Source organism: Fusibacter fontis (assembly GCF_055378735.1).
Genome location: NZ_AP042445.1, coordinates 125,969 through 150,770, shown reverse-complemented (window position 1 = coordinate 150,770; position 24,802 = coordinate 125,969). Strand labels below are relative to the sequence as shown.

Sequence of the window (24,802 nt, the reverse complement as noted above, 5' to 3'; positions counted from 1 at the left end):
ATTTTACCATTGATACCATCCCATACTCAATAAAAAGATATTGGCATTCATACCCGTTTCGTCGTAGGTTTCATCATATTAGTGACTCTCATATCGGAAAATATGTGTAATTCTCCATCCATGTGGATATAAATATTGATAGTATCAACGTGGAGGTTCTCATGAAACCTATTAAAATCAATCAATCTTCATCGATTATATTAAAATTCGTCATCACAATTGGCGTTATTGCCAGCGTTACAAATGTGTTTACGAATTTATTTTCATATAAAAAAATGCCCATGACTATTTCAAGCATTCTCATTGCAGGTATTTGCCTCGCACTCTATATAACTAGACGCAAATGGATGGACAATGGGGCACTTGTGACAATTGTGTTTGTTTTAATCAGCCTCGTAGTATTTCCCACAGCGTGGTTTTTCTCTCACGGAATTCAAGGATCTATTATTCTTTACTCTTTTTTCCTCCTCACCATCCTCACGTATGTCCTCAATGAATTTTGGGGAAAATTGATTCCCTTTCTCTTTATTTTGACAACTTGCTTTATGATTTGGCTTGAGTATGCTAATCCAGATATTTTTTCTCACTACAATAGTCGACAAGCCTTATTTACCAACATTATGACCAATTATATCATCGTGACACTGTTTATTTTTGCTCTGGTTTATGCCATACGAAAACATTATGAGTCCGTACAGAAGAAATTGATGCAACTCGCCAATACAGATGATCTTACCAAAGTTTATAACAGACGTTATCTCATTGAAGAACTCGAAAAAAACATCAATAAATCCAATCGTTATGGAAATGATTTTTCACTCGTTTTTATCGATATCAATAAATTCAAAGCCATAAATGATGCTTATGGTCATCAAATAGGCGACGAAATCTTAATTTTAGTTGGAAAGTGTATCAACGATCACATACGAAACTATGACACGGTCGCAAGATATGGCGGGGATGAATTTGTCATTTTATTACCCGACATCGCTGTTAACGAGGCTGAGTATATTGCAAATCGCATTCGCATCGAACTCGAACAAGCGACGATGAAGCTCATTGCTCAACCAGTGACCATCGCCGTTGGAATCATATCAGGAAAAGGTCTCAATATTGATGAAATCCTTAAAGTGGCAGATGAGAAGATGTATCAAGACAAGAAAAAACTTGCGCAGACACATCCATCCACTCCGTCAAACGAATTAGATCCATCAAACAAATTAAATTCGTCAAATGTATGATGAAGTCTCAATGAATTTCAAAAAAACCAGCCCACGGAGGTCCCATGAGCTGGCTTTTTTATTATAGAATGAAGTTATCGCGCTATTTTACTGTACTGTTTTAGGTTTAGATTTTGAGTAGACATCAAATGCAACAGCTGCTAAAAGAACAAGACCTTTAACGATTTGTTGCCAGAATACGCTGATCCCCATAATGGACATACCGTTATTGAGAATCCCCATGATAAAACCACCTGTGATTGCTCCCATAACAGTTCCGATGCCACCTGTTGCCGATGCACCACCGATAAAGCAAGCTGCAATGGCATCAAGTTCGAAGCCGTCCCCTGCAGTTGGGGAAGCTGAGTTGAGACGACCTGCGAACACGATCCCTGCTACAGCAGCGAGTAATCCCATGTTTGCATACACCCAAAATAGGATTTTTTTCGTTTTAACGCCTGAAAGCGCTGCTGCTTTTTGATTTCCGCCCATAGCGTAAATATGACGACCAACAATGGTTTTTTGTGTTAAAAATGCGTAGATTGCAATTAATGCGCCTAAGATAATGAGGATAATTGGCAATCCATTTGCTAAAGCTAACCAGTAGCTAAATAACAAAATGACAAATGATACAACGAGTTGTTTAACTAAAAACTGAGCGAATGGAGCAACTTCAAAGCCGTATTTCACTTTGTCTTTTCTGCTGATGAGAGAAAGTGTCATATATAAAACAACTCCAATAGCGCCGATGACAACCGTTGTAACATGTAAACCGCTACCGCCACCTAAGAAATCTGGAATAACGCCTGAAGCGATATTCGTATACATTTCTGGTAATAAAACGGTTTTACCATTTAATATAATGTTATTGACCCCTCTAAATAAGAGCATACCTGCCAATGTTACGATAAAAGGCGGTATTTTGACGTAAGCAATCCAAAAGCCTTGCCACATACCAGCAAGCAAACCTGCTAATAAGCCTAATACCATTGAAAGCCAAACTGGTAATCCAAAAGTCACGCTAAAAAGTGCCGAAAGTGCACTGACAAATGCGACAATTGAACCAACAGATAAGTCGATATTCCCACCGGTTAAGATACATAAAAGCATCCCAATTGCCAGTATTAATACATAGCTATTTTGAAAGATCAATCTTGAAACATTGATCGGTTTTAATAAGATGCCACCTGTTAAAATTTGAAACATCGCCATGATTACAACAAGTGCAATCAACATGGAATACTGCTTCATGTTATTCTTAAATTCCATTTTTAATCGTTCCATTTTTTCCCTCCACAACTTTAATGCAAGGATTTCAAAATACACGCCATAATGCTCTCTTGACTTGCATCTTTTCTATCCATTTCACCAACAATACGGCCTTCATTCATGACGTAAACTCTATCTGCAATTCCCAGAATTTCCGGTAATTCAGAAGAAATGACGATGACGGATTTTCCTTCATTGGCCATTTGCTGTATGATCGTATATATTTCATATTTTGCTCCAACGTCAATTCCACGAGTTGGTTCATCTAAAATCAATAAATCTGGTTCTGTAAAAATCCATTTACTTAAAACAACTTTTTGTTGGTTACCCCCAGACAAATTGCCTGTTTTTTGATGAACGCCTGCCGACTTGATGTTCAGTTTAGAACGGAAATCTTCAGAAATGATTTTTTCTTGATTTTCGTTAACGACCATATTTCGACTGATTTTTTTAAGATTCGATAAAGAAATATTGCGTTTTATATCGTCAATTAGTATCAAACCTGCTTGTTTACGATCTTCTGTTACATAAGCCAAACCGTGATCAATAGCTTGTTTGACATTCTTTAGTTCCAATTTTTGTCCATTTTTGATTAGTTCGCCTGTAACTTTTTTGCCATAGGCTCTACCAAATAAACTCATGGCAAATTCCGTTCTACCAGAACCCATAAGTCCTGCGATTCCAAGAATTTCACCGCGTTTTACATTTATATTGACATCATCAATTTTCTTTCTTGTTTCATCCAGAGGGTCATACACCGTCCAGTTTTTAACCTCAAATGTCACTTCACCGATTTTTGGATTTCGTTTCGGATAGCGATCTACAAGGTCTCTTCCTACCATACCTTTGATAATTCTATCTTCTGTGATATCATGCTGTCCTTTGGTTAACGTCTCAATAGTTGAGCCGTCTCTGATAACAGTAATTTGATCGGAAATTTTAGTAATTTCATTTAATTTATGAGAAATGATGATACACGTAATGCCTTTTTCTTTGTTGATTTTCATGAGTAAATTAAGTAGATGATCCGAATCTTCGTCGTTTAGCGCCGCAGTAGGTTCATCCAAAATGAGCACTTTAACATCTTTTGAAAGTGCCTTTGCAATTTCAACCAGTTGTTGTTTTCCAACGCCGATATCTTTTACAAGTGTTGCCGAATTTTCTTTTAGCCCCACCATTTGAATCAATTCATTTGCCTTTTGCGTGGTTAAATTCCAGTCAATCACACCGCGTTTTGCCTGTTCATTTCCAAGAAAAATATTTTCTGAAATACTCATAAAAGGGCTCAGTGCAAGTTCTTGATGGATAATAACAATTCCTTTACGTTCACTTTCTTTGATGTTCTTAAAGGCACATATTTCACCTTCAAACAAAATATCGCCCTCATATGTACCATGAGGATAAATGCCACTAAGTACGCTCATCAGTGTTGATTTCCCAGCGCCATTTTCGCCTACTAAAGCGTGTATTTCACCTTTTTTAACTTTTAAATTTACCGTGTCCAAAGCTTTTACACCTGGAAAAGTCTTTGTAATATTTACCATTTCTAATATGTGATTTGACATAGCACACTCCTAACAAAAGTCATGCTGTGACAGCCGAAGCTACCACAGCATGCATCCACTTTATTTAAGTTGATCTTCTGTATAGTAACCTGAGTCAATGAGAAGTTCTTTGTAGTTATTCACATCTGCAAATACAGGCTCGCACAGGAATGAAGGCACAACTTTAACGCCGTTATCATAAGTTTCTGTATCATTTACTGGTGGTTCAGTACCTTTCATAATCGCTTCAACCATTTCAACTACTTTAGTAGCTAATGTTCTCGTATCTTTAAATACTGACATAGATTGTTCGCCAGCGATTAACATTTTAACGTTTGTTGTATCACAGTCTTGACCTGTAAGGATTGGGAAAGGCATACTTGCTGAGCCGTAACCAGCAGCTTTTAATGAAGCTACAATACCTTGAGCTAAACTGTCATTTGGAGATAAAACAACATCTACTGGTTCATCTGCATAGAATGCTGTTAAAAGGTTATCCATTCTAGCTTGAGCGCCTTCAGATTTCCAACCTTGAATTGCGATTTGTTCCATATCAGTTTGACCTGATTTGATTGTTAAAACGCCACTTTCAATATAAGGAGCTAATGTATCCATTGCGCCGCCATTGAAGAAATAAGCATTGTTATCATCTGGTGATCCACCAAATACTTCCATTGTAAATGGACCTTTTTCGCCATTTGCAAGACCTAATTTTTCAATAATGTATTCGCCTTGGATAACGCCAACTAAGTAGTTATCAAATGTTGCATAGTAGTCAACATATTCGCTACCTTTAATTAAACGGTCATAAGCAATTACTTTGATTCCAGCTTTACCAGCTTCATCTAAAACGCCTTTTAATGCTTCGCCATCGATTGATGCAACTACAAGTACTTTACAACCTTTAGTGATCATGTTTTCAAGGTCTTTTACTTGTTGGTCAACAGAATCTTCTGCATAGAGTAATTCAACTTTGTAACCTTTCTTTTCAAGTTCAGCCTTCATGTTAGCACCATCTTGATTCCAACGTTGAAGAGATTTAGTTGGCATTGAAACACCAATGAGATTTTCTTCTTCTTTTGCACAGCCAACAAACATACTAGCCATCAACATAAGAACTAAAAATAGTAAACCCACTTTTTTCATGTGATTCCTCCCAATACTTTTATTTGCGTCGTTTGCTCCCTCTTGATTGAGGGGATACGCGCTAAATCGTAACCTTAGTTTACTGTATTGAAACTTAAACATGAATGGAGCCAATTATAATAATCTAGACAAAATTAAACTTTTTACACAAACCTTACAAAAAAACTAGATTTTTTTAACAATAAAAAAATCTAGTTCACATTGTTCACGTATTATTCATATAGTTAACTCAAACGTAACATAACTTTGGATACAACTTACGAGGTTTCTGTTTTATTGATCATGGTTTTACGGGCCATTCTTCCACCGGGATATTGCGATAGACCTCTTCCATTAAATGAAAACCGTCTTCTATAATCACTTCTACAATATTGTCTACATTGACAAGTGTTGGTTCGTATTTAACAAATGGCACATCGTATTCCCCGTCGTTGATCGTGGTATTTACCTTGATTTCATTGCCTTTTGCAAGTTCTACTGCCATTTCAGCAGCACCTTGTGCCAATTTTTGGATGGGCTTGTAAACCGTTAACGTCTGAGTGCCTTCAACAATTCGCTGACAAGCGGATAAATTGCCATCATGTCCAGATACATAGATTTCACCCGCGAGCTGTCTTTCTAGTAAAGCTCGAATGGCACCTTCTGCAAGGTTGTCATTGGCCCCTATAATGGCGTCAATGGTTTCCCCTTGATCGAGTAGTTCGTTGACTGTATCGTATGCAACGACTTCTCTCCAGTCATCTGCCCATACATTTGCGATGATCTTGATATCCCCTGAGTCAATATATGGCTGAAGTACAGACATGTAACCTTCATTAAACATGTAAGAATTATTGTCTTTTGGCGATCCATTGATGATGACATAATTGCCTGTAGGGGCTTTCTCAACAAGTCCTCTCCCCATGAGTTGCCCTACGAGAAAGTTGTCAAACGAAAGATATAAATCCACGTCTCCATTATGAACCAGTCGATCATACGCAATGACTTTGATGCCCTCGCGCTTTGCCTCTCTCAAAACAGGTGCAATGGAGATCCGATCATAGGGAATGATGACAATGACATCGACACCTAGGTCAATCAACTCTTCCACTTGTTCAATCTGAAGTTCTGCATCTTCATTGGCATTCTTTAAAATGACTTCTGCACCCAGTTCTTTTGCCTTTGCCATAAAAATATCGCGATCCTTTTGCCAACGTTCGATTACCAAAGAATCCACCAACAAACCAATTTGCAATCCGTCGTCCTTTTTTGGTTTTTCATGAAATTTAAAAAAATCCAGATATAGAAATCCTGCTATTAATATGATTAGAATCGATGCTATCATCAGCATTTTTTTCATGTTATCCCCCTATTTTAAGGCATTCTCTCTGACTCTAAATTGCCCAATGTACTCTGTTGGCATCAGCCCAGTCTGTTTTCTAAACAGTCGACTAAAATAATTTGGATCGCTATAGCCGACATCGTAACAGATTTCTTTGACGGATTTATCGGACTCTACCATGAGACGCTGCGCCATTTCCACTCGAAGACGCGTCAGGTATTCAATAAATGTAAAACGCGTTTCTTCCTTAAATACTTTACTCAAATACTGAGGACTGACGTTTTGTATTCTAGCTACCGCTTCTAAGGTAAGTTCCTCAGTAAAATGATGTCCCAGATACGACTTCGTTCGCTCAATCATGGCACTACACTTTTGATCTTTCTTCGTCTGAATTTGAGTGGCAATGTACTTCATACGCGCTGTAATCCAGTGATAAATCGCCTGTGAATCTGTGAGTTCTGTGATTTCTTTCAGATACGTACTATAGGAGATCAGCTGATTTTCTTCAATATCTTCATCATGTGCAATACTAAAAATCAAAACGACGAGTTCAAAGATATAATCCTGCTGGTCTCCGATCAATTCAAAAAGTGAATCGAGGTATTTCACTGCTTTTTCAAGTTTTCCCAATGTGAGCGCTTCGATTAATTTGCTTTGATATTTCATTTTTTCTCGACCTGAGTCGACATCTTCATATAAATCGGCAATGTGATAAATTTCATTGTCTGTCGTTTTATTGATGGCCTTATTCGCTTGACCATAGGCAAAATAGAGTTCAGAAAGACTCACAACACTGCTAATTCCAACGGCACAATTGATCTTCAACGTCTCTTCAATCTTTGACTGTATAGATTCAGCGAGACTTGTCGCCTCGACTCTGGCATCATAGTCATTTTCTGGTTCGCGACTTGGAACAAAAATCACCATTTTATTGATCATCAATGGACCCACGATGGCATTGCATTTATATTTAACAATTTCCCTCAGTTGATCCGCTTTTTCATGCAGGTTCATATGTGTGTCAAATGCGTCAATTTGAGCTGTTTGACGACCGTCTGTTTTTGACTCGGTTTTCGCCTGTTCATTCATTTGAAACTGTAAAATCATCAGATATCCAAATTCGCATTCTACATCTAAAAGTTGAATGACTTTTTTCATTTCACGTAATGCCGTACTATTGGAAATAATCGAGTAAATAAAGCCGTTTTCTAGAAAAGGCATCATATTTTGAAGTCGCTCCATGGTCTCCAAATCTCGATTTTTTTGAAACCGTTCATTTTCAAGTTCACTGATAATCTGATTGAGCACACTGTTGAGTTTTGCACGATTGATGGGTTTAAGAAGGTATTCTTTTACGCCAAGCTGCACCGCTTGCTTTGCAAATTCAAATTGCTCATAGGCAGAAATAATCACGAAACGAATCTCAGGATAATAGTGTTTGATCTCCTTGATGGCTTCAATGCCATTGATTCCCGGCATGCGAATATCCATAATAACGATATCGGGTATGAGAGATTTTGCCATTTCTATGGCTTCACGTCCACTCGAAGCCGTTCCACATACAACGACTTCATCCTCACGTTTATTGATCATGAACTTAATCGCGTCAATGACAATTTGTTCGTCATCCACTACTAAAACTCTATACACGGTTAGCCCTCCTTGTGAATGCTTGGAATAGTGATGGTGATTTCAGTGCCAACATCTAACTTGCTGTTTATAATCATCTTCGCCTCTTCTCCATAAGCGAGTCTCAACCGCTGCAGGACATTTCCTGCGCCGATTCCTGAAGAGTGGCTTTTTTTCGGTGGTTCAACAACTTGAGTCAACGCATTTTCTTTCACTAAAATTCGCTGAATCTGCTCTTCCGTCATACCAATTCCCGTATCTTTTACGCTAAACTGTATGCCTTCTGTATCCAGCCAAGCCTTAATGACCACTTTTCCACCCCACTCGCTCTTTCCAATTCCATGAATAAACGCATTTTCAACAATGGGTTGTAACACAAGTGGCATCATATTGAGATCGAGAACATCTGGATCAATCTCCATCTTATAGATGAGTTTATCTCCAAAACGCACTTTCATCATCTCGCAGTATGCACGGATGTTATTGATTTCGTCATTAACCGTTACTTCTTTATCAAGCGGCCGGATATTGTACCTAAAAATAGCTGCCATATTTTCCAAAAATTCGAGTGTCAAGTTCGCTTCTTCCATCATAGCGAGCTGAACCCCTGCATTGAGAGAATTAAATAGAAAATGTGGGTTGATTTGAGACTGAAGAGAACGCAATTCTGCGGCATTAAGTAGCGTCTGCATTTTCACCGTTTGAAGTTCTTTCTCGTAGAGTTTCGCTTCCATTTCATTGGCTTTCTTAAGTTCTGAAATGTATCGGCGGATACTAATTCTCATTTTATTAAATGCTTTTGCCATAGTCTGTATTTCGTCTTCATCGCTGACGATGACTTCCACCCCTTCAAAATGGCCGCTGGCAATTTCATTAGCAGAATGGGCCAGTTGGATAATCGGTGTGGTCATCTTAATCGTTATATTCAGTACAATGAGGATCGTCAATATAATGAGGTCAATGATCATCACCATGTTGATAATTTGCACATTTTTTCCGTTGGATGCTAAACTTTCATAGAGCACGATGTTTTTTTCAAGTTGAATGAGTTTAAGATCTTCTATGAGTTCTCGAATATTTTCAAGGATCTCTTCTGCCGCTTCATAATCCGTGCGACTGCCTTCGATATCTCGTCCGCGCTTAGCGACGACGGCATCGGCTGCAAATTGATTGTATTTTTTGACGAGATTATAGACGTTTTCAACAGACAGCATCCCCGTTTCACTCACATATCTCGAAGTGAGTTGCTCTGCGTTGAGCTCTAAATTTTCACTACTTTCAATAAAACTGTTGAGTGCGTCTGACGATTTTGTTTGAATGTAACTCGTCAAGGCGCTATGCGTATATTCCAGTTGCTTATCGATGTTGCTGAGTACAATAGATGAATCAAACAGTTCACTGACTTCATTTAATAACATCCTAGAATTTTGAGACACGTACAAACTGATGAGTCCAATCATCAGCGTCAATAAAATAAAATAGAGGAGCATTTTTTTGCGAATGCTATTTGGTTTGATTTTTCTGAGTATGCGCTTCATGGTGTACCTTCAATCAGTGTCTTAAAGGCAGCCACATTTTCTTTCGTGATGAGGTCAACAGGAATTTCAATATATGATTCACTCTCCGGTATCTTCAAAAGTGTTTCCATGGATTTCATGCCAATTTGTTTGGGATTGCGATACAGTGTTCCGTAGACAATCCCCTTTTCTATATATTCGATGATTTCTTTTGTCAGACCCGTTCCAATGATCGTCGTTTTTCCAACGCGATTGAGGTCGACAACCACTTGTGCAACGCCAATCGTGTCCGTTTCATTGGTACAAACAATGGTCGCCACTTCTTTTTCATTGATAAAAATATCTGATGCCAATCCTTCTGCACTTAATAATGTCGCCTGGGTTTGTTTGAGCAAAATATCTTCAGGTGGATAAACTCCCTCTAGTCCATCTAAAAATCCCAAGATTTGCATTTTACTAGCTGGGTTATCGTTGACGAATTCAGATGCTTGTGTCATAAATACGATTTTGCCTAGTTTCGGATGGGAGTTTAATACGAGTTCAGACGCTTTTGCGCCCATACTAAACGGATTGATTCCCACAAATGCGTCACGTTCCGCTGTCGATAGATCTGTGTACATAAGAACAATGGGGATTTTCGCTTCTGCAACTGATTTGAGTGCGACTAAAAAATCCTCATTGTTAATCCCTTGAGTGATGATACCATCAACCCCTGCTCTTACCAACAAATTGATCGTAGCTGTCGCTTCTTCCACGTCTTTTACCATATGAAACTCAATGTCGACATTCATGCGCTTTGCTTCATTCTCAATTCCCTCTTTGATCCCTGCGATGAAATTGGTTTCATTGCCTATAAATAGAGCGGAATAATGCATTTTTTGTTCTTTATTATATTTACTCGACTTGTTCATCGAACTAATTTTTGAAGAATAATAGATGGACATAATAAAGGTCACCACTAAAATTATGCTAGTGACAAACATGAGATATTTAATCACTTTAAGTTTGATTTTTTGCTTCTTCTGTGATTCCAATTGCTTTCCTCCTTACATCACGTCATCGTTAATTTTATTATACCTGAAACTGGGACAATCTCAATTAGCACATTCTTCACGTTAAAAATGTCTAGATAATAACTGTTAACTTCTTGAATAAAACGCGTAAAATTATGATAGAATGTAATCCATAAAACTAGGATAAACTTGCGATATTTGCCGTTAATATTCTCATCACATCACGGGAGGCATCATGGAATTTGAAACGATAGAACATCAACACGGACAACCTTATAAACTCTTTTTAGTCAGCATAGGCCAACGTACGCCACATTTCCATCGCGATCTTGAAATCATTTACGTCGTAAAAGGCAGTATTCGCATGCATGTTGGCAATAAACAGACTGACGTTCGTGAAGGCGAGCTATTTCTCATTAACCCTTTTGAAATACATAGTATTACGGACTTGGCAGGTGATATCAACGATGCCAATTTACTCCTCATCATCCAGATTGCCACACAATCTTTTAATACCCATACTTTTGACCTTTCACAAGTACGGTTTAATAATAATTTATTAGAAGATGCTACACCTTGGCTTCTACCCATGATGAAAACTCTCTACTTTAATGGTTTAGAGCCTACGATCGCTTCTGACTACAAACGCATGGGCATGCTATATACCATCGTCGGAACACTTATTGAAAAATGTCCTTATTCGATTGAAGATGCTCCGCCATCTAAAACAAAAGAAGAAGCATTTCGCCGAATTGTGTCTCTCATTGAATACGTCGAATCGCATTATGACGAACCCATCGCACTCGATGTCCTTGCAAGCAATTATCATATTAGCAAATATCACCTATCACACTCGGTTAAACAAACATTGGGAATTAGTTTTCAAACGTATCTCAATACGGTTCGTATGACAAAGGCAGTGCAACTGATATACAATACCAAGCACACGATTTTAGAGATCTCTGAAAGATCGGGTTTTTCCGATCAAAAGTACCTAAATCAAATGGTTCAACATCACTATGGCTGTTCAGCTAGCGCGCTTCGTAAAAAAGCGAAGGCATCTAATAACGCCATGCCTCAAGCCCCAATCGGTTCTATTCATTTGCCATTTGATCTGGATCTTGCCCACATAACACTTCAGGCAACCACTTGTTCATCTTTATAAAATGTCGCAACATCGTCATAGTTATTGAGCAAAACTGTCAATGTATTCCACCGTTATCTTTAGTACAATCAAATCAAGTTCAGAAATTGATTGGAATTTAAAATTTAGATATTTATAGGAGGCATTTCATGACTTATTTTAATTCAGTTGACAAAATCCCTTTTGAAGGAAGACATTCAAAAAATCCACTTGCATTTAAATACTATGACGCAGAAGCTGTGGTAGCAGGCAAAAAAATGAAAGACCATTTTAGATTTGCGTTAAGCTATTGGCATACTTTAACAGGTGGTGGTGCAGATATGTTTGGTCAAGCGACTTACCAAAGACCTTGGGACTCACTCACAGGTATGGATCTCGCTAAAGCAAGAGTCAGCGCTGCATTTGAGTTCATGCAAAAATTAGGCATTGAATACTTCTGTTTCCACGATTTAGACATTGCACCAGAAGGCAACTCACTCAAAGAAAAATTTGATAACCTCGATGAAATCGTAGCACATATTCAAGTTCTTATGAAAGAAACTGGCATTAAACTTCTTTGGGGTACAACAAATGCATTTTCTCACCCAAGATTTGTACACGGCGCTGCAACTTCATGTAACGCAGATGTGTATGCAATTGCAGCGGCTCAAGTTAAAAAAGCTATGGACATTACAAAACTTCTCGGTGGCGAAAACTATGTATTCTGGGGCGGTCGTGAAGGATACGAAAGCTTACTCAACACAGATATGGCCCTTGAAAATGACAATTATGCACGTTTCTTACAAATGGCTGTTGATTATAAAGAAAAAATTGGTTTTACTGGTCAATTACTCATTGAACCAAAACCAAAAGAGCCAACAAAACACCAATATGACTTTGACGCAGGTACTGTATTAGGATTCTTAAGAAAATACAACCTCCAAGATCACTTTAAACTCAATATTGAAGCAAATCACGCAACACTTGCTGGTCATACATTTGAGCACGAACTTTGCGTATCGAGAATCAACAACGCACTTGGTAGTATCGATGCGAACCAAGGTGATGATCACCTCGGTTGGGATACAGATCAATTCCCTACGAACATCTACAACGCAACTTTCTGTATGTTAGAAGTCCTTAAAAACGACGGTATTGCACCAGGTGGATTTAACTTTGATGCAAAACTTAGAAGAGGATCATTTGAACTTGAAGATTTATTTATTGGCTACATCGCTGGTATGGACACATATGCAAAAGGTTTACTCGCTGCACAAGCACTGATCGAAGATGGACGTGTGGATGCATTTGTAAAAGAACGTTATGCAAGCTACAACTCAGGTATTGGACAATCAATCCTCAATGGTACAGTTGGATTTGAAGAACTTTGCGATTACGCACTTAATAATGGTCCAGTGGTAAATAAATCAGCGAAACAAGAATGGCTTGAAGTGGTTGTAAACGAAGTTATTTACAACGTATAATTCTCCATTTAACAGTTAGACATTGATTCGGTTAAACATGATAAGGAGCCTTTATGTTATATTTAGGGATTGATTTAGGCACGTCATCGGTTAAAATCATCGCGATGAACGATGCGAGTGAGATTGTTGGAGAAGCAGGTGCTGAATATCCAATCGCCTACCCTCGTGAAGGTTGGGCAGAGCAGAATCCAGAAGACTGGTGGACAGGCACATTAAGCGCATTAAAAAAACTTCTCGCTTTACCAACTGTGGATCCGAAACAAGTACGCGGTATCGGTTTTTCAGGACAAATGCATGGTCTTGTGTCATTAGATGCAAATAATCATGTTCTCCATCCTGCTCTCCTTTGGTGCGATCAACGTACTGAAGATGAATGTCGCATCATCACAGAAGTATTTGGCCTCGAAGGACTTAAAAGTACCGTTGCAAATCAAGCGCTTACTGGCTTTACTGCACCAAAACTCCTGTGGATTAAACATCATTATAGTGATATCTATAAACAAATCAAACACGTTCTTTTACCAAAAGACTATATTCGCTTTAAGTTGAGTGGCGATTATGCAACGGATTATTCTGATGCGTCAGGCATGCTGTTGCTCGATATTCGCAATAAAACTTGGTCGAAAGAAATGTGTGACTTTTTAGATTTAGATCCATCTGTACTCCCTAAACTCTATCAGTCTTATGAAGTTACAGGTAAAGTTTCTCCTGAGATTTCAAAGGAACTTGGCTTTGATCATGAAGTACTCATCGTAGGTGGTGCTGGTGATCAAGCTGCCGGAGCTGTTGGTACAGGAACCGTAAAAGAAGGCGTTTTATCCGTTACACTTGGAACCTCTGGCGTTGTTTTTGCAGCACATGATGCGTTCGCAGTGGATGACTCTATGAGACTTCATGCCTTCTGCCATGCAAATGGCAAGTATCATTCAATGGGCGTTATGCTCTCAGCAGCAAACTCGCTCAAATGGTGGACCGATCAGATTCACCCAGAAACACCACTTGAAACACTCCTTGCTGAAGCTGAAAAAGCACCACAAGGATCACAAAATGTCGTTTTTCTTCCTTATCTTCAAGGTGAAAGAACGCCTTATGCCGATGCAAAGGCAAGAGGCACATTTGTCGGTATGACTTCTGCCACAACAAGAGGTTCTATGACACGTGCGATTCTCGAAGGCGTCTCTTTCGGCTTGAATGATTCTTTGAATATACTCAAAGCCAATCATGTTCCCATAACTGAAATTCGCATGATCGGTGGCGGGGCAAAAAGCCAATTCTGGCAACAAATGCTGGCAGATGTCTTTAATCTTCCAGTATGTAAAGTCAATACAGATCAAGGTGGTGCACTTGGTGCAGCAATCCTAGCTTCTGTAGGCTGTGGACTCTATCCAACAGTTGAAGACGCTTGTGAAAAAATCATCACAACAGCTAACACTCTTCTCCCCCGAGCTGAGGTTGTGAAAAAGTATCAAGCGATTCATGAAAGATATACAGCGCTTTATCATGCACTTGTCAACTGGTTTTAAACAAACACACGCAAATATCCTCTCGAATGTTCAGGCTGACGAGAGGATATTTGTTTTTTGTTGCTGGTAATTCTTTTGCAATTTGTGATATACTGAGGCTAATCAATCGACTTGGAGGTACTCTATGGAAGCTCTTATTCGCAAAACAAAAAAATCACTCGCCACTTCTGGAGGCTTTAGCATCGCTGTAGGTGCGACACTTATCGCGGTTGCCATTCCACTTGGCGTACTGAGCATCATCAATGGTGCAAAACTCATTCACCTTAGAAAACAATTATAAGAACTCACTTTATGACAGGTCTATCAATAAGTCATTGTAACTCTAATCTACATTAGAAATACAACGACTTATTTTTTTATGTTTTTTTATAATTATTAGAGCAAATAATCATTAAAAGTGATAAAATAGCATTGTATGAATTTTCAGAATATTGTTATGGAATTAAAATCATTTTTATCATTAGGGGGAAAGCATGAGTCACACTATTATCTATGTACTTGTTGTCATCATTATCATTGAAGGCATTCTTCTCTTTTATAAAAGAAAGCCTCAAACCGTCGAAAATCCTCAGCTTTCGATTGATTTTACACCTATGGATTACCTCGCTGATCAAGGATTAGCAACCGAAGGACATATTGCCATGGCAGTTGAAACCATGCGCAATGAGATGCAAGATATCGTCAATCGAATCAGCACCATGACGGGCAACTCCGAGGAACAATCGGCTACTATCAGTGCACTGTTAAACTTTTTAACAACGGTGCTTTCAACTTTTGAGGATCTATCCACACAAGTTAAACGCTCTAAAAGTTTGAGCGAATCGTCATATGAATCAGTCGATCTCAAACTTAGGGAGCTGAAAGAAACTGTCATCGAGTTTGGGCACCTCTCCGAAGTTGTCAACAAAGCCAGCGACAGTATCAAACGCCTCTCGGATCAAACGCATCAAGCCGAAACACTTATTAAGGTTATTTCTTCCATATCCAGTCAAACTAGTTTACTGAGCTTAAATGCATCCATTGAATCTGCAAGAGCAGGTGAAGCCGGAAGAGGATTTGCAGTCGTCGCTGGAGAAATTCGTAAGCTTGCCGATGAAACAGAGTCTGTAACCGCTCAGACAACTGCGTTCTTAAATGACATTGTCGAAATCGCCAACGCCGCAATTCACGATATGACACTGACTCAAACGGGCATTTTAGAACAGTCAAAAACTTTAAATGACGCAATGAATGAACTTGAAGTGATTAAATCCACCTCAAAATCGATTGCTGAAACCAGTGCTACTTTAAGCATTCAAGCAGACGAATCCCTTGATTCCTTTAAAGAGGCAGTTGGAATGGTGAAAGATATCGACTCAGCTGTTGAAGAAATATCAAAATCTACTCAGGATATTAATGATGCGGTTGCGTCTCAGTCAGAAGCTGTGAATAGTTTATCGTCTTCACTCGCGACGATGGAGCAAATTCATTTCAATATCAAAAGCACACTTAAATCTTGGAACTGCTGCGATGGCAAACAAATCGTTGTTGCGACATCACCTTATGAACCTTATATTATTGAAAAAAATGAGACTGTCAGCGGTATGGATGTTGATTTACTCAAAGCACTTTACGAGCCCCTTGGTTATACCCTTAACTTTAAAATCGTCACTTGGGACATGTCTCTAAAAATGGCACAAGAAAAAATTTCAGATATTCTCCCTTCCATCACCAAGACGAAAGAAAGAGAGAAGTTCTTAAAATTTGCAATGCCTTATCGAAATTCTATCGAGTATGCGTTTTATAGCTTGAAAAATCGCCATTTGAAAGTGCATCAGCTTGAGGATTTGACCCATCTAAAAGTCGGAACATTAGAAGGTTACACCTACTTTGATGCATTCGATCGCAACCAACGTATTTATAAAGAGTCCAGCATCAATGAAGCACTATTATTTCAAAAACTAGAACGCAATCAAATCGATTGTATTATCATGGAAGTCGATACAGGGGATTACTATTTAAAACATCACGTTAAACAATTCGCGGTTGAAAAACTTCCGTATCAATACGTAGATCGTCATGCAGAACCCACTTGCATGGGCTTTGTTCATGGTGAAAAATCCGCCGAACTCATCCAAATTTTTAATTCTCAATTTACAGCATTGAATGGTGAAGCGCTCATGAAGAGCATTCGACAAAAATATATGTAAGATCATCCATCAAAGTAAGTAACAAAATCAATAGCCACTATCACTCATACTTTTATGAATGTTAGTGGCTATAATTATTGGGGGTCTGTCATCATCGATAATAATACGAAAGCTTAGATTTCATAAAATTCGAAAGCATATCCGCATAAACGCCCCTTACGGTATACTCTTGCATGACATCTTCAAAGCTAGAAATCAATGAAACATATTCATTGATTGAACTAATTTGCTTGTTCATTTTCATCAAATTTCCAAACTTGACTAATCTTTCAGCATCTTTAGGTCTGTCTTTTATCAACTCGACAGCATCTTCAGACAGATTGAGAACATCATTTAACGCGATTGATCCTAGTGCACTAAACGCTTGTTTTAAGCGGTCCAAACGCTCAGCCCAAAATCCTTTTTCTCCATAACCATACGTATACATAGCGGATTCGAATTTTTTGTACATAGACAGAATATTGCAATATCCCGGTTTGGAAAATGCGAACTTATTATAAGCAGAGACTGTTTTGTTCGCTTCTTGATAGCCAAAGATGGCTTTGCCATTTGAATTAAATTTAAATGCATAGTACTTATCAATCTCAAGTAATTCTTTTTTAGACTGAGTATACTCAAAATACATTTCGGCAAAATTAAGTGTGTCAAGTATACCAATCAAATCGTTGACGTCCGATGCATCAATCTCTTCCTCTAAACTAATCGTACTATAAAGATCATCTAAATAATCGTCGATGACACCTTTTGGTGTAGAATTTGTCAGCGTTTTAAACGCTAGGTTGATACCTTCTGAAAAAAGGGATTCACCAATCGACATCATCGCCCCACCTTTAATCGATGCATCTGCGGCTTTCGCCAAGCTTAAAAAAGATTGGGAGTCCTTTATCAATCCCGAGTGATACATATCTTCTGCGGTCTTGACAATTGCAAGTTTTTGTAAAATAGAAGCATTCGTTACTGTTTTTTTGTCAAAAGTTGTATAACTCACTTTACCATTTGAATCCACTTGATAGAAATAGACACTTTTAATCAGCGAATTATAAACTTCTTTTGTGACCGATTTCCCTTGCATGGTTTTAAATGTCACTGTTTTTCCGTCATAGTAAGCACGATAGGATTCATTGCCAAGGTAGCAAATACCTTTATTCAAGCCCTTAAGATTGAACTTCTTAACATCGTAGGTCGCAATGACTTTTTTTATCTCATAAATATTGGTCGCTTTCACTTGCGCATTTGACGAAGAGTTGTTTGATGTGACAGTTGGAACTAAATTGAGCTTAATCCCTTGATGAATATTATTATTTTTAGAATCGTAAATACTAAAGTAAGCACTTGTTGGACTCGTAAATGCTAGATTGAAAACACCCAAATCATCAGGAAGTGTTTTTTGACCATTTACATTCATCATGATTTTCCCAGGATCTACAAATGAAATATTTTGTGGATTTCCTAGCTTAATCCCGTTAATGATTAATTGTTTTTCTGCTCGAATATTTCCGTTTACAGTACTCCCAGTTTTTAATACAGTGCCATTTGAATCAAACAATAAAAGTTCATAACCATATTTTAACGGTTTTGAACCATTTGCATACTGATGAATGAGGTACTCCTTTTCTTCAAGTGATGCATTAGAACTGGCTGGATTTAACAGTGAATACGCCTGAAAAATACATTCGTTGAGATATTGGTCAAACGTATCATCAATGCCTAAATTGTATTGAAATAAGTGAGGATTGTTTCGATTTAATTTAACCAGATTCGTTCTGACGATTCTATTGCCAACACCTGGCAACTGGATGTATTTCACAGCCATTTGTTCAAGCGTTTTCAGATCATTTGCAGTACTGCTTTCTTTCACTTGAAACAATTGGAATAATTTCTTTTTTTCACTTAAAAAGTACGAATCACTTTCATTGTTGATTGCCAAATCGTAAGTCAATAAAGTAGGATAATGCGCTTTGATTTGCATCATAAAAGTTCTCATTTTAAGGATGGAATCATCCGATATCGGTTGTGGTGCTGGCTGTGGTGCTGGCTGTGGTGCTGGCTGTGGTGCTGGCTGTATAGGTTGTGTTGGTTGTGGTGTCGGTTGTGGCGCTGGATTAACGGATGTTCCTCCATCGACGACAACTTCAACATCAACTGACACACCATCATAACTACAGGTTAAAATATAGGTTCCGCCTTGTGTAGCTATCCATTTTGATTCTGTTGAAGCCTGTTTCATACTTTCAGAATTGCTTTGGTAAACCAGTCCTTGCTTGGCATTGATGCTAAAAGGAGCACATCCTTCATAATACACTTTTGCTTTGAGTAATTTATCCGGTGTAAATTCAGTTAAAGAACTCACTTGAATTTTTTGGGTTGCCAATTCAATTTTACTTGGCTGCTTACTGGCATCCACAGTATAGAAAACATGTCCCGAATTTTGTTTTACCACTTGTCCTTGCTTATACAACTTCGAGTAAATCGTATACTTTCCAGGCGGAAGAATGGAAGTATCAATTTTCCCCATATACTCCACACCATTATCATAAGCGTCCATTTTCATCAGTTCTATAAGTCCCATATGAATGATCACTTGATTATTCGATACCACTTCTAGTTTCAAATCATCATAATCGCCTCTTGCATAAACATAGACGTCTATTTTTGGTCCATAGTCTACAACCGGGTTACATCCAAGCCATACATCTGTTGTATAAGATGCTGCATAGTTGATACCACTCAACATAAAGAGCAGTATACATAAGGAAATGACACTTTTACTTAATTTTTTCATTGAATCCCCCCATTGAAATCAATTGATTCCTTTAGTTATTTGTTTCATCAAACTCCTCTAATATAGAAGCCTTTTCTGCCTGATCAAACTCACCAGAATCCTTTTTCACTTTAAACTCAGATTGAGCTTCCTTGAAAATCTTCTTAATTTCATCTTTGCTCATAGAATTCTTAATGGCATCTTGAAGTTCCTCTTCTGATAAATCTGAAACATTTTTTCCAGTGGCAACTAGGCTTACAATCATCGTTTTAAAAATCATGGCCGATACATTGATATTCGCATAAGCAACAGATGCAGCTAAAGCGGAAGCAGCCACACTACCGACTCCTGGTATAAATGAAAGGGCTGTTCCTGCAGCGATGTTGAGAGCGGCAAGGGATAGTACCGATATTGTAGATGTTCCCAGCACCTTCAGTTTATTTTTAGAAAATTCAATCCCTAAATAATTTGACATTCTCGCATACATTGAGACGATAAACCCCATCCCTGCTGCAACAGCAACCGCACTTCCCGCCCCAGGAATCCATCCCGATGCTAATCCTGCAGATGCAGCACCAAACGCATGCGTCATAATGATATTTTTGAATCCTTCTTCATTCATTTTTGCTTGAATTTCACTTAACTCATATAAAGGCTGTTGTTTCGATTTTTTATCGCTGACAAATTTCTTATACTCGCTGATGTAACCCTCATCTAGTTTTTGACCACACTCTGTGCAGAACTTCGTGTCTTCTTGAAGTAAATTTCCACAATTATAACAAAACATATCGGCTCCTTGTATAATGGATTATTTTCTCATATTTCACGTTCAAACTGTGATGCGCCTTCCACATTCCATACACATTGGCGTTCCAACCTCAACAACAGCTCCACAAACACATTCTGTATACGCTTTTGTTTCTGGTTCTTGAGCCATCAACTCTTCAAGTGCAACTTTTTTCCCACAAGCCATGCAATAGTTCATATCTTCGTGAAGTTTTGCACCACATTCACAAATCAGAACACTTTGAGCTTCTGTATGTTCAAGAGCAGCGATTTCTTGATTGATCCCAGCTATTTTATGACAAAAAGGTAAAATCGCGTCAATTTGTAGTTGTCCGGATTCATATAAGTCATAGATTTCCATACCAATAAATTCATACATTTTTGCCTTTTCAGCAATCAGTGGCTTCTTTCTTACACTCGTTAAAAACTGATTCATCGCCATCTTCAAACCACCTTTTCTATTATTGGTTCACTTGATCTATTAAAGATTTGAATTTCATAAAATGAATTTGATTCATTTCGTTTAGATGAGACTTTAACAAAGTTTCATAATGACTTTTAATGGTCTCTTTCTCAGATGCAAACCGTTGTAGTAAACCATCTATTGACTTTTCAAGTTGACGATGCATTTGACGTTTTGCTAAAAATGCAATCATCATATAATACAACATCCACACAGCTACAATGACGAGGATCACCACAGCGATTAAAAGTACGGATGATAAGTTTCCAACAGTTTCCGGAATTTTGATGAGTCCTTCTAGCTTTTCCTGAATCTGATTTGTCAATTGCGTTGCAAAGTCCTCACTTATTCCCGTCTGAACAAGCGCAGACTCTGTTTGAGACGAAACAGACTCCTTTGCGTCTTCCATGTCCTTTAGAAATCCATATGTGATCAGCCCTAAAAGCAGTACTGGCACGAGAATTCCCAGAACGAACTTTTTAACTTTTGACCACTGAATGATTTTTCTCGATTTTGATGCCACTTTTTCTTTGAATTGATTGAGCATCGGGAGTTCGAGTTTTAGTTGACTACTTTTGGCAGTCATTACCGCATCCTCATCCAAAGATTCATACGATGTAAACCATGCCTTTTCAGAAATTCCAGCTTCTAAAAACAACCGCTTAAACCGTTTATCATAATCTTTATACGTTTCATTGACTTCCTTTGTAAAATCAGTTGTATACTTACTAAAACCAGCCTGAAGCCTTGATTCTCCCGCTATGAAGAACTGATTAAGACGACCTGGTTCTTTAAATTCTTCAAGTCTCGCACGTGTATATCTGAGTTCATCTAACTCCTTGAACAATCCATTTACCACTGAAACGGCATCTTCTTTATATCTCTCTGCAATCAAATAATTGGTTTGATTCGAGGATTCTACTACTTGCATAAATTGCTTTTGAAATTCACTCATAGACATCCTACCTCACTTTTAATGGCTTCAAATTTTGCCACTAATAATGGCATTTTATCTTCATCTAAATACGTTGTTTTTCTAAATTCTAAAAACGTGCGATCTAATGACCTCAATTCATTATCAAAAATCAAGCGGATGCTCTCTGTAATATGACGCTGCATCGCATACTTAGAATTTTGGATTTCTAATTTGAATTCCTCCACACAACGAGCGACTTCTTTTTCAAGGTTCCCTGAGTGCATCGCCGAACTCAGTTTGAACGCAACATTTGAAATAAAGATGCCACTGATTACAAGCGCTGCAATTCCAGCAATTATCGGCATTGAAGATGCCGTAATGCCAGCCATAATCGTTCCTCCAACAGTGGTTGCAGTAGCTGCTCCTGCTGTGGTTGCGGCTGTTGCTGCTCCGACTGTTGCGGCTCCGGCGGCTCCGGCGGCTCCAGCGGCTGTAGCGACTCCCGTAGTGGCTGCTGCAGCTGAAGCAGCTGCTGTGGTTGCGACATTAAATGCGACTGTCGCTGTTACAGCGGCAGAAATTCCACCAGCTCCTAAAACTGTAGCAGCAGTAGTTGTGGCATATCGTTTCGCATCATACTTTCTTCTTGCTGCCCAAATGCCATTAAAAAGTTCTTCTGATGCCTCGTAGAGACTTTTATTGTAAACCACCATCTCTTGAATGTTATTTCGAATTTCCCGCGTAATCAGCTGTTTGCTACTGGATAACGAACCATAAAAATGATCTTCTGTCGCGAGAACCACCTCTCGATTCGCTAAATACTGAGTCGTCTCTTCAAAAACAGTTTCAACATCCATTAAATAGCTTCGAATCGTACTTTGTGTTTTTCGATCGACCGACTTCTCCATATCGCGTTTATAACTGTCGTTGAGTGTATTTAACCACAGTTCAAAATCCTCTTTTTTATGAAAACGTTCTTTTATCGTCTTCGCATCCAATCTTCTTATAATTTCATCCGAATAGCGCGTTACCGCCTCGTCAATATCCTGCATCAATGAACTTAGTAATCCTTGGATTTTGAGTTCATGTTCTGATCGGAATCGGTCAATTTTCGTATTGATCTGTTTGACGATTTCACTATCCGTTAAAAGTTGCTTTTGCCTCATATGAAAGGACTCAGAAAGAGAAGTCACAGTTTCTTTGACAAAAAGCACTTCACTTTGATTCTCATTGGCATTTTTTAAAGTGTTAACCTCTTTAAGTTTATAATCAATTTTACGTTTAACATCTGTACGATCTGAATCATTCAGTACCTCTTTTAATCCAAATAGCATGGATTCCAATGACTTATTATCCACTCAATACTCCCCCAACTTATAGATTTAATTCCCCTCTTAGTACTTGTGAATGATTTCATAATGATAACTTATTTTAACATTTGATGTGTTTTCTGACAACTTTAATGAAGATGAACACCTTCGCATTGACAAAAGCATTGTATCATACTAAAAAATAATTTTGATTGAGCACGCGCAAAATACATGTTATTATATAACCAATTGCATCTATGTATGGTCAGACATTTCGAAAGATTTAATCAAACCTTTATATAAGGTTAGAAAGGAATAATTATGAATTTCACTAAAAAAATAGCTTTGTGGTCCCTTTTACTCACACTTATTTTTACTTCTGCATTCTCGTCATTTACATTTGCGGCTCCAAAAGTCATCAGTCAAGAACAAGCGATGGCAAAATATTTGATTAAGAAAGGTAAAATTTCTTATCAAGGAAAGAATTACTCAGTTTATATTCATGGCGAAAAATTAAATCCAGAAAAAAATATGTATTATGAAGTGTATTTTGACAGCAAAGGAAACTTAGTCTCTGATAAAACAATTGCACTAAACCTCAAAAAACTCTACATAATGGCTTTGAATAAAGACAGTATGCAAGTTTATAAACAATGGAATGGTACTTTGATTCCATGCCTCATTTTTGGAAAAACAGTGACTGCATCCGCAGGTAAAATCGCCATTATTGGAGCTGTCACAAAATCTAAAAAAGAAATTGTCAATGCATTTAAGGACGAAGTAAAAGATGGCGTATTAAGTATAAAATTTGCTAGTATTCTCTGGGTTTCAGGTGAGTGGTTTGGCAGTTCAAAATACGAAGGCATTCAAACAAAACTCAATAAACTTTATGAATCAAAAACTGGTATAACGAGCTCTCGCAATAAATCAGGTTTATATGAAATCAGCGATAATTATAGTAAGCATAAAGAGTTGTCGGTTACACAGATGTTTAACAACTGGGTGAATACACATTATCAGTATGCTGCTTTCCTTGACATACTTGACAATCTTGGCTTAACAATGGCCGATTCAAGTTTTACAACTATTGCAAATGAAACAAAAGATGTATTTTTAAATGCATTCAATGCCCTAGTACCACTTGAAAATGAAGACGTGTTCGACCAATTAGATTTAGCAAGCGAATATGAAAAAATCTCCAAATATCTTGATTTAACTGGAATTGGTTTTTCATGGAGTGACAAAACTGGAATTAGCATCAGTTCATCAAAAGTAGATATTGCGCTCGAACTTAAAAACTTTTTTACTTCAACGTTTAACTATGAGCAAATATCTAATGAAAAAACAATTAAAACCCTTCAGGATATTGAATTTGCTGCAGATACAACTTTCTTAAACAGACAAGACATCAGCTCAGCAGAAGCATATATTCAAAACAATATCGATCCACAATTTAAGATGCCAGGCTATATTAAATAAATACAGGAACCGTTCGTCTAAGTAATAAAATATGATAAATAACCAGCAGATTTTTGCAGTCATTGTAACGAATCTGCTGATTTTTTTGCTTATATTTAATTGGGTTTCA

Annotated in this window: 19 protein-coding genes; 7 read left to right on the top strand and 12 right to left on the bottom strand. The window is 37.9% G+C overall.

Features of this window, described 5'->3' with window-relative positions; all coding sequences use genetic code 11:
• Positions 1-161: 161 nt before the first annotated feature.
• Entirely contained in the window at positions 162-1,241 is a 1,080-nt protein-coding gene (locus ACZ41W_RS00635) for a GGDEF domain-containing protein (protein WP_464312958.1), read from the top strand.
• An 87-nt stretch (positions 1,242-1,328) separates the two neighbouring features.
• On the opposite strand, the gene mmsB is transcribed toward ACZ41W_RS00635, so the two are convergent.
• The 7 genes from mmsB to ACZ41W_RS00600 all read right to left on the bottom strand — a co-directional run bounded on the left by mmsB (position 1,329) and on the right by ACZ41W_RS00600 (position 10,680).
• Positions 1,329-2,504: a multiple monosaccharide ABC transporter permease gene (gene mmsB / locus ACZ41W_RS00630; RefSeq protein ID WP_464312957.1), complete on the bottom strand. Its 1,176-nt coding sequence runs from the start codon at positions 2,502-2,504 to the stop codon at positions 1,329-1,331.
• Positions 2,505-2,521: 17 nt separating this feature from the next.
• Positions 2,522-4,054: a multiple monosaccharide ABC transporter ATP-binding protein gene (gene mmsA / locus ACZ41W_RS00625; RefSeq protein ID WP_464312956.1), complete on the bottom strand. Its 1,533-nt coding sequence runs from the start codon at positions 4,052-4,054 to the stop codon at positions 2,522-2,524.
• Positions 4,055-4,114: 60 nt separating this feature from the next.
• Positions 4,115-5,179 (bottom strand): multiple monosaccharide ABC transporter substrate-binding protein, encoded by a 1,065-nt coding sequence (gene chvE / locus ACZ41W_RS00620; protein WP_464312955.1) that lies wholly within the window; start codon positions 5,177-5,179, stop codon positions 4,115-4,117.
• A gap of 280 nt (positions 5,180-5,459) precedes the next feature.
• Positions 5,460-6,518 carry a D-xylose ABC transporter substrate-binding protein gene (locus ACZ41W_RS00615; RefSeq protein ID WP_464312954.1) on the bottom strand — a complete coding sequence of 353 codons (1,059 nt, stop codon included), beginning with the start codon at positions 6,516-6,518 and terminating at the stop codon, positions 5,460-5,462.
• Positions 6,519-6,527: 9 nt separating this feature from the next.
• Entirely contained in the window at positions 6,528-8,150 is a 1,623-nt protein-coding gene (locus ACZ41W_RS00610) for a response regulator transcription factor (protein ID WP_464312953.1), read from the bottom strand.
• 2 nt (positions 8,151-8,152) lie between these two features.
• Complete coding sequence (locus ACZ41W_RS00605) at positions 8,153-9,667, bottom strand: sensor histidine kinase (RefSeq protein ID WP_464312952.1); 1,515 nt, start codon at positions 9,665-9,667, stop codon at positions 8,153-8,155.
• Complete coding sequence (locus ACZ41W_RS00600; protein ID WP_464312951.1) at positions 9,664-10,680, bottom strand: sugar ABC transporter substrate-binding protein; 1,017 nt, start codon at positions 10,678-10,680, stop codon at positions 9,664-9,666. The genes ACZ41W_RS00605 and ACZ41W_RS00600 overlap by 4 nt, the downstream gene beginning before the upstream one ends.
• A gap of 214 nt (positions 10,681-10,894) precedes the next feature.
• Between ACZ41W_RS00600 and ACZ41W_RS00595 the strand changes: the two genes are divergently transcribed.
• The 5 genes from ACZ41W_RS00595 (at position 10,895) to ACZ41W_RS00575 (ending at position 16,978) form a co-directional block, all read left to right on the top strand.
• Complete coding sequence (locus ACZ41W_RS00595) at positions 10,895-11,824, top strand: helix-turn-helix domain-containing protein (protein ID WP_464312950.1); 930 nt, start codon at positions 10,895-10,897, stop codon at positions 11,822-11,824.
• A 128-nt stretch (positions 11,825-11,952) separates the two neighbouring features.
• The gene (gene xylA, locus ACZ41W_RS00590; protein ID WP_464312949.1) at positions 11,953-13,266 is read left to right on the top strand and encodes a xylose isomerase; all 1,314 of its coding nucleotides are present in this window, start codon (positions 11,953-11,955) and stop codon (positions 13,264-13,266) included.
• 53 nt (positions 13,267-13,319) lie between these two features.
• Positions 13,320-14,789: a xylulokinase gene (xylB, locus tag ACZ41W_RS00585; protein ID WP_464312948.1), complete on the top strand. Its 1,470-nt coding sequence runs from the start codon at positions 13,320-13,322 to the stop codon at positions 14,787-14,789.
• Positions 14,790-14,913: 124 nt separating this feature from the next.
• Positions 14,914-15,069 (top strand): hypothetical protein, encoded by a 156-nt coding sequence (locus tag ACZ41W_RS00580; protein WP_464312947.1) that lies wholly within the window; start codon positions 14,914-14,916, stop codon positions 15,067-15,069.
• Between the two features lie 193 nt (positions 15,070-15,262).
• On the top strand, positions 15,263-16,978 hold the full coding sequence (locus ACZ41W_RS00575) for a methyl-accepting chemotaxis protein (RefSeq protein WP_464312946.1): 1,716 nt from the start codon (positions 15,263-15,265) through the stop codon (positions 16,976-16,978).
• 91 nt (positions 16,979-17,069) lie between these two features.
• On the opposite strand, the gene ACZ41W_RS00570 is transcribed toward ACZ41W_RS00575, so the two are convergent.
• The 5 genes from ACZ41W_RS00570 to ACZ41W_RS00550 are packed head-to-tail and all read right to left on the bottom strand — an operon-like array spanning position 17,070 to position 23,262.
• Positions 17,070-19,760 (bottom strand): hypothetical protein, encoded by a 2,691-nt coding sequence (locus ACZ41W_RS00570; RefSeq protein ID WP_464312945.1) that lies wholly within the window; start codon positions 19,758-19,760, stop codon positions 17,070-17,072.
• 31 nt (positions 19,761-19,791) lie between these two features.
• The gene (locus tag ACZ41W_RS00565; protein WP_464312944.1) at positions 19,792-20,526 is read right to left on the bottom strand and encodes a zinc ribbon domain-containing protein; all 735 of its coding nucleotides are present in this window, start codon (positions 20,524-20,526) and stop codon (positions 19,792-19,794) included.
• A gap of 42 nt (positions 20,527-20,568) precedes the next feature.
• Positions 20,569-20,967: a hypothetical protein gene (locus ACZ41W_RS00560; RefSeq protein ID WP_464312943.1), complete on the bottom strand. Its 399-nt coding sequence runs from the start codon at positions 20,965-20,967 to the stop codon at positions 20,569-20,571.
• A 19-nt stretch (positions 20,968-20,986) separates the two neighbouring features.
• Positions 20,987-21,943 carry a hypothetical protein gene (locus ACZ41W_RS00555; protein ID WP_464312942.1) on the bottom strand — a complete coding sequence of 319 codons (957 nt, stop codon included), beginning with the start codon at positions 21,941-21,943 and terminating at the stop codon, positions 20,987-20,989.
• A complete protein-coding gene (locus tag ACZ41W_RS00550) occupies positions 21,940-23,262 on the bottom strand; it encodes a hypothetical protein (RefSeq protein WP_464312941.1) in 1,323 nt (440 codons plus the stop codon). Before ACZ41W_RS00550 ends, ACZ41W_RS00555 begins: the two co-directional genes overlap by 4 nt.
• Before the next feature lie 273 nt (positions 23,263-23,535).
• Here ACZ41W_RS00550 and ACZ41W_RS00545 point away from each other — a divergent pair, with 273 nt between their 5' ends.
• Positions 23,536-24,693 carry a hypothetical protein gene (locus tag ACZ41W_RS00545; RefSeq protein WP_464312940.1) on the top strand — a complete coding sequence of 386 codons (1,158 nt, stop codon included), beginning with the start codon at positions 23,536-23,538 and terminating at the stop codon, positions 24,691-24,693.
• Positions 24,694-24,802: the final 109 nt, after the last annotated feature.

Coding starts and splice junctions, on each gene's coding strand:
- ACZ41W_RS00635 (WP_464312958.1), top strand. CDS start 162: ATGAAACCTATTAAAATCAATCAATCTTCATCGATTATATTAAAATTC.
- mmsB (WP_464312957.1), bottom strand. CDS start 2,504: ATGGAACGATTAAAAATGGAATTTAAGAATAACATGAAGCAGTATTCC.
- mmsA (WP_464312956.1), bottom strand. CDS start 4,054: ATGTCAAATCACATATTAGAAATGGTAAATATTACAAAGACTTTTCCA.
- chvE (WP_464312955.1), bottom strand. CDS start 5,179: ATGAAAAAAGTGGGTTTACTATTTTTAGTTCTTATGTTGATGGCTAGT.
- ACZ41W_RS00615 (WP_464312954.1), bottom strand. CDS start 6,518: ATGAAAAAAATGCTGATGATAGCATCGATTCTAATCATATTAATAGCA.
- ACZ41W_RS00605 (WP_464312952.1), bottom strand. CDS start 9,667: ATGAAGCGCATACTCAGAAAAATCAAACCAAATAGCATTCGCAAAAAA.
- ACZ41W_RS00595 (WP_464312950.1), top strand. CDS start 10,895: ATGGAATTTGAAACGATAGAACATCAACACGGACAACCTTATAAACTC.
- xylA (WP_464312949.1), top strand. CDS start 11,953: ATGACTTATTTTAATTCAGTTGACAAAATCCCTTTTGAAGGAAGACAT.
- xylB (WP_464312948.1), top strand. CDS start 13,320: ATGTTATATTTAGGGATTGATTTAGGCACGTCATCGGTTAAAATCATC.
- ACZ41W_RS00580 (WP_464312947.1), top strand. CDS start 14,914: ATGGAAGCTCTTATTCGCAAAACAAAAAAATCACTCGCCACTTCTGGA.
- ACZ41W_RS00575 (WP_464312946.1), top strand. CDS start 15,263: ATGAGTCACACTATTATCTATGTACTTGTTGTCATCATTATCATTGAA.
- ACZ41W_RS00570 (WP_464312945.1), bottom strand. CDS start 19,760: ATGAAAAAATTAAGTAAAAGTGTCATTTCCTTATGTATACTGCTCTTT.
- ACZ41W_RS00565 (WP_464312944.1), bottom strand. CDS start 20,526: ATGTTTTGTTATAATTGTGGAAATTTACTTCAAGAAGACACGAAGTTC.
- ACZ41W_RS00560 (WP_464312943.1), bottom strand. CDS start 20,967: ATGGCGATGAATCAGTTTTTAACGAGTGTAAGAAAGAAGCCACTGATT.
- ACZ41W_RS00555 (WP_464312942.1), bottom strand. CDS start 21,943: ATGAGTGAATTTCAAAAGCAATTTATGCAAGTAGTAGAATCCTCGAAT.
- ACZ41W_RS00545 (WP_464312940.1), top strand. CDS start 23,536: ATGAATTTCACTAAAAAAATAGCTTTGTGGTCCCTTTTACTCACACTT.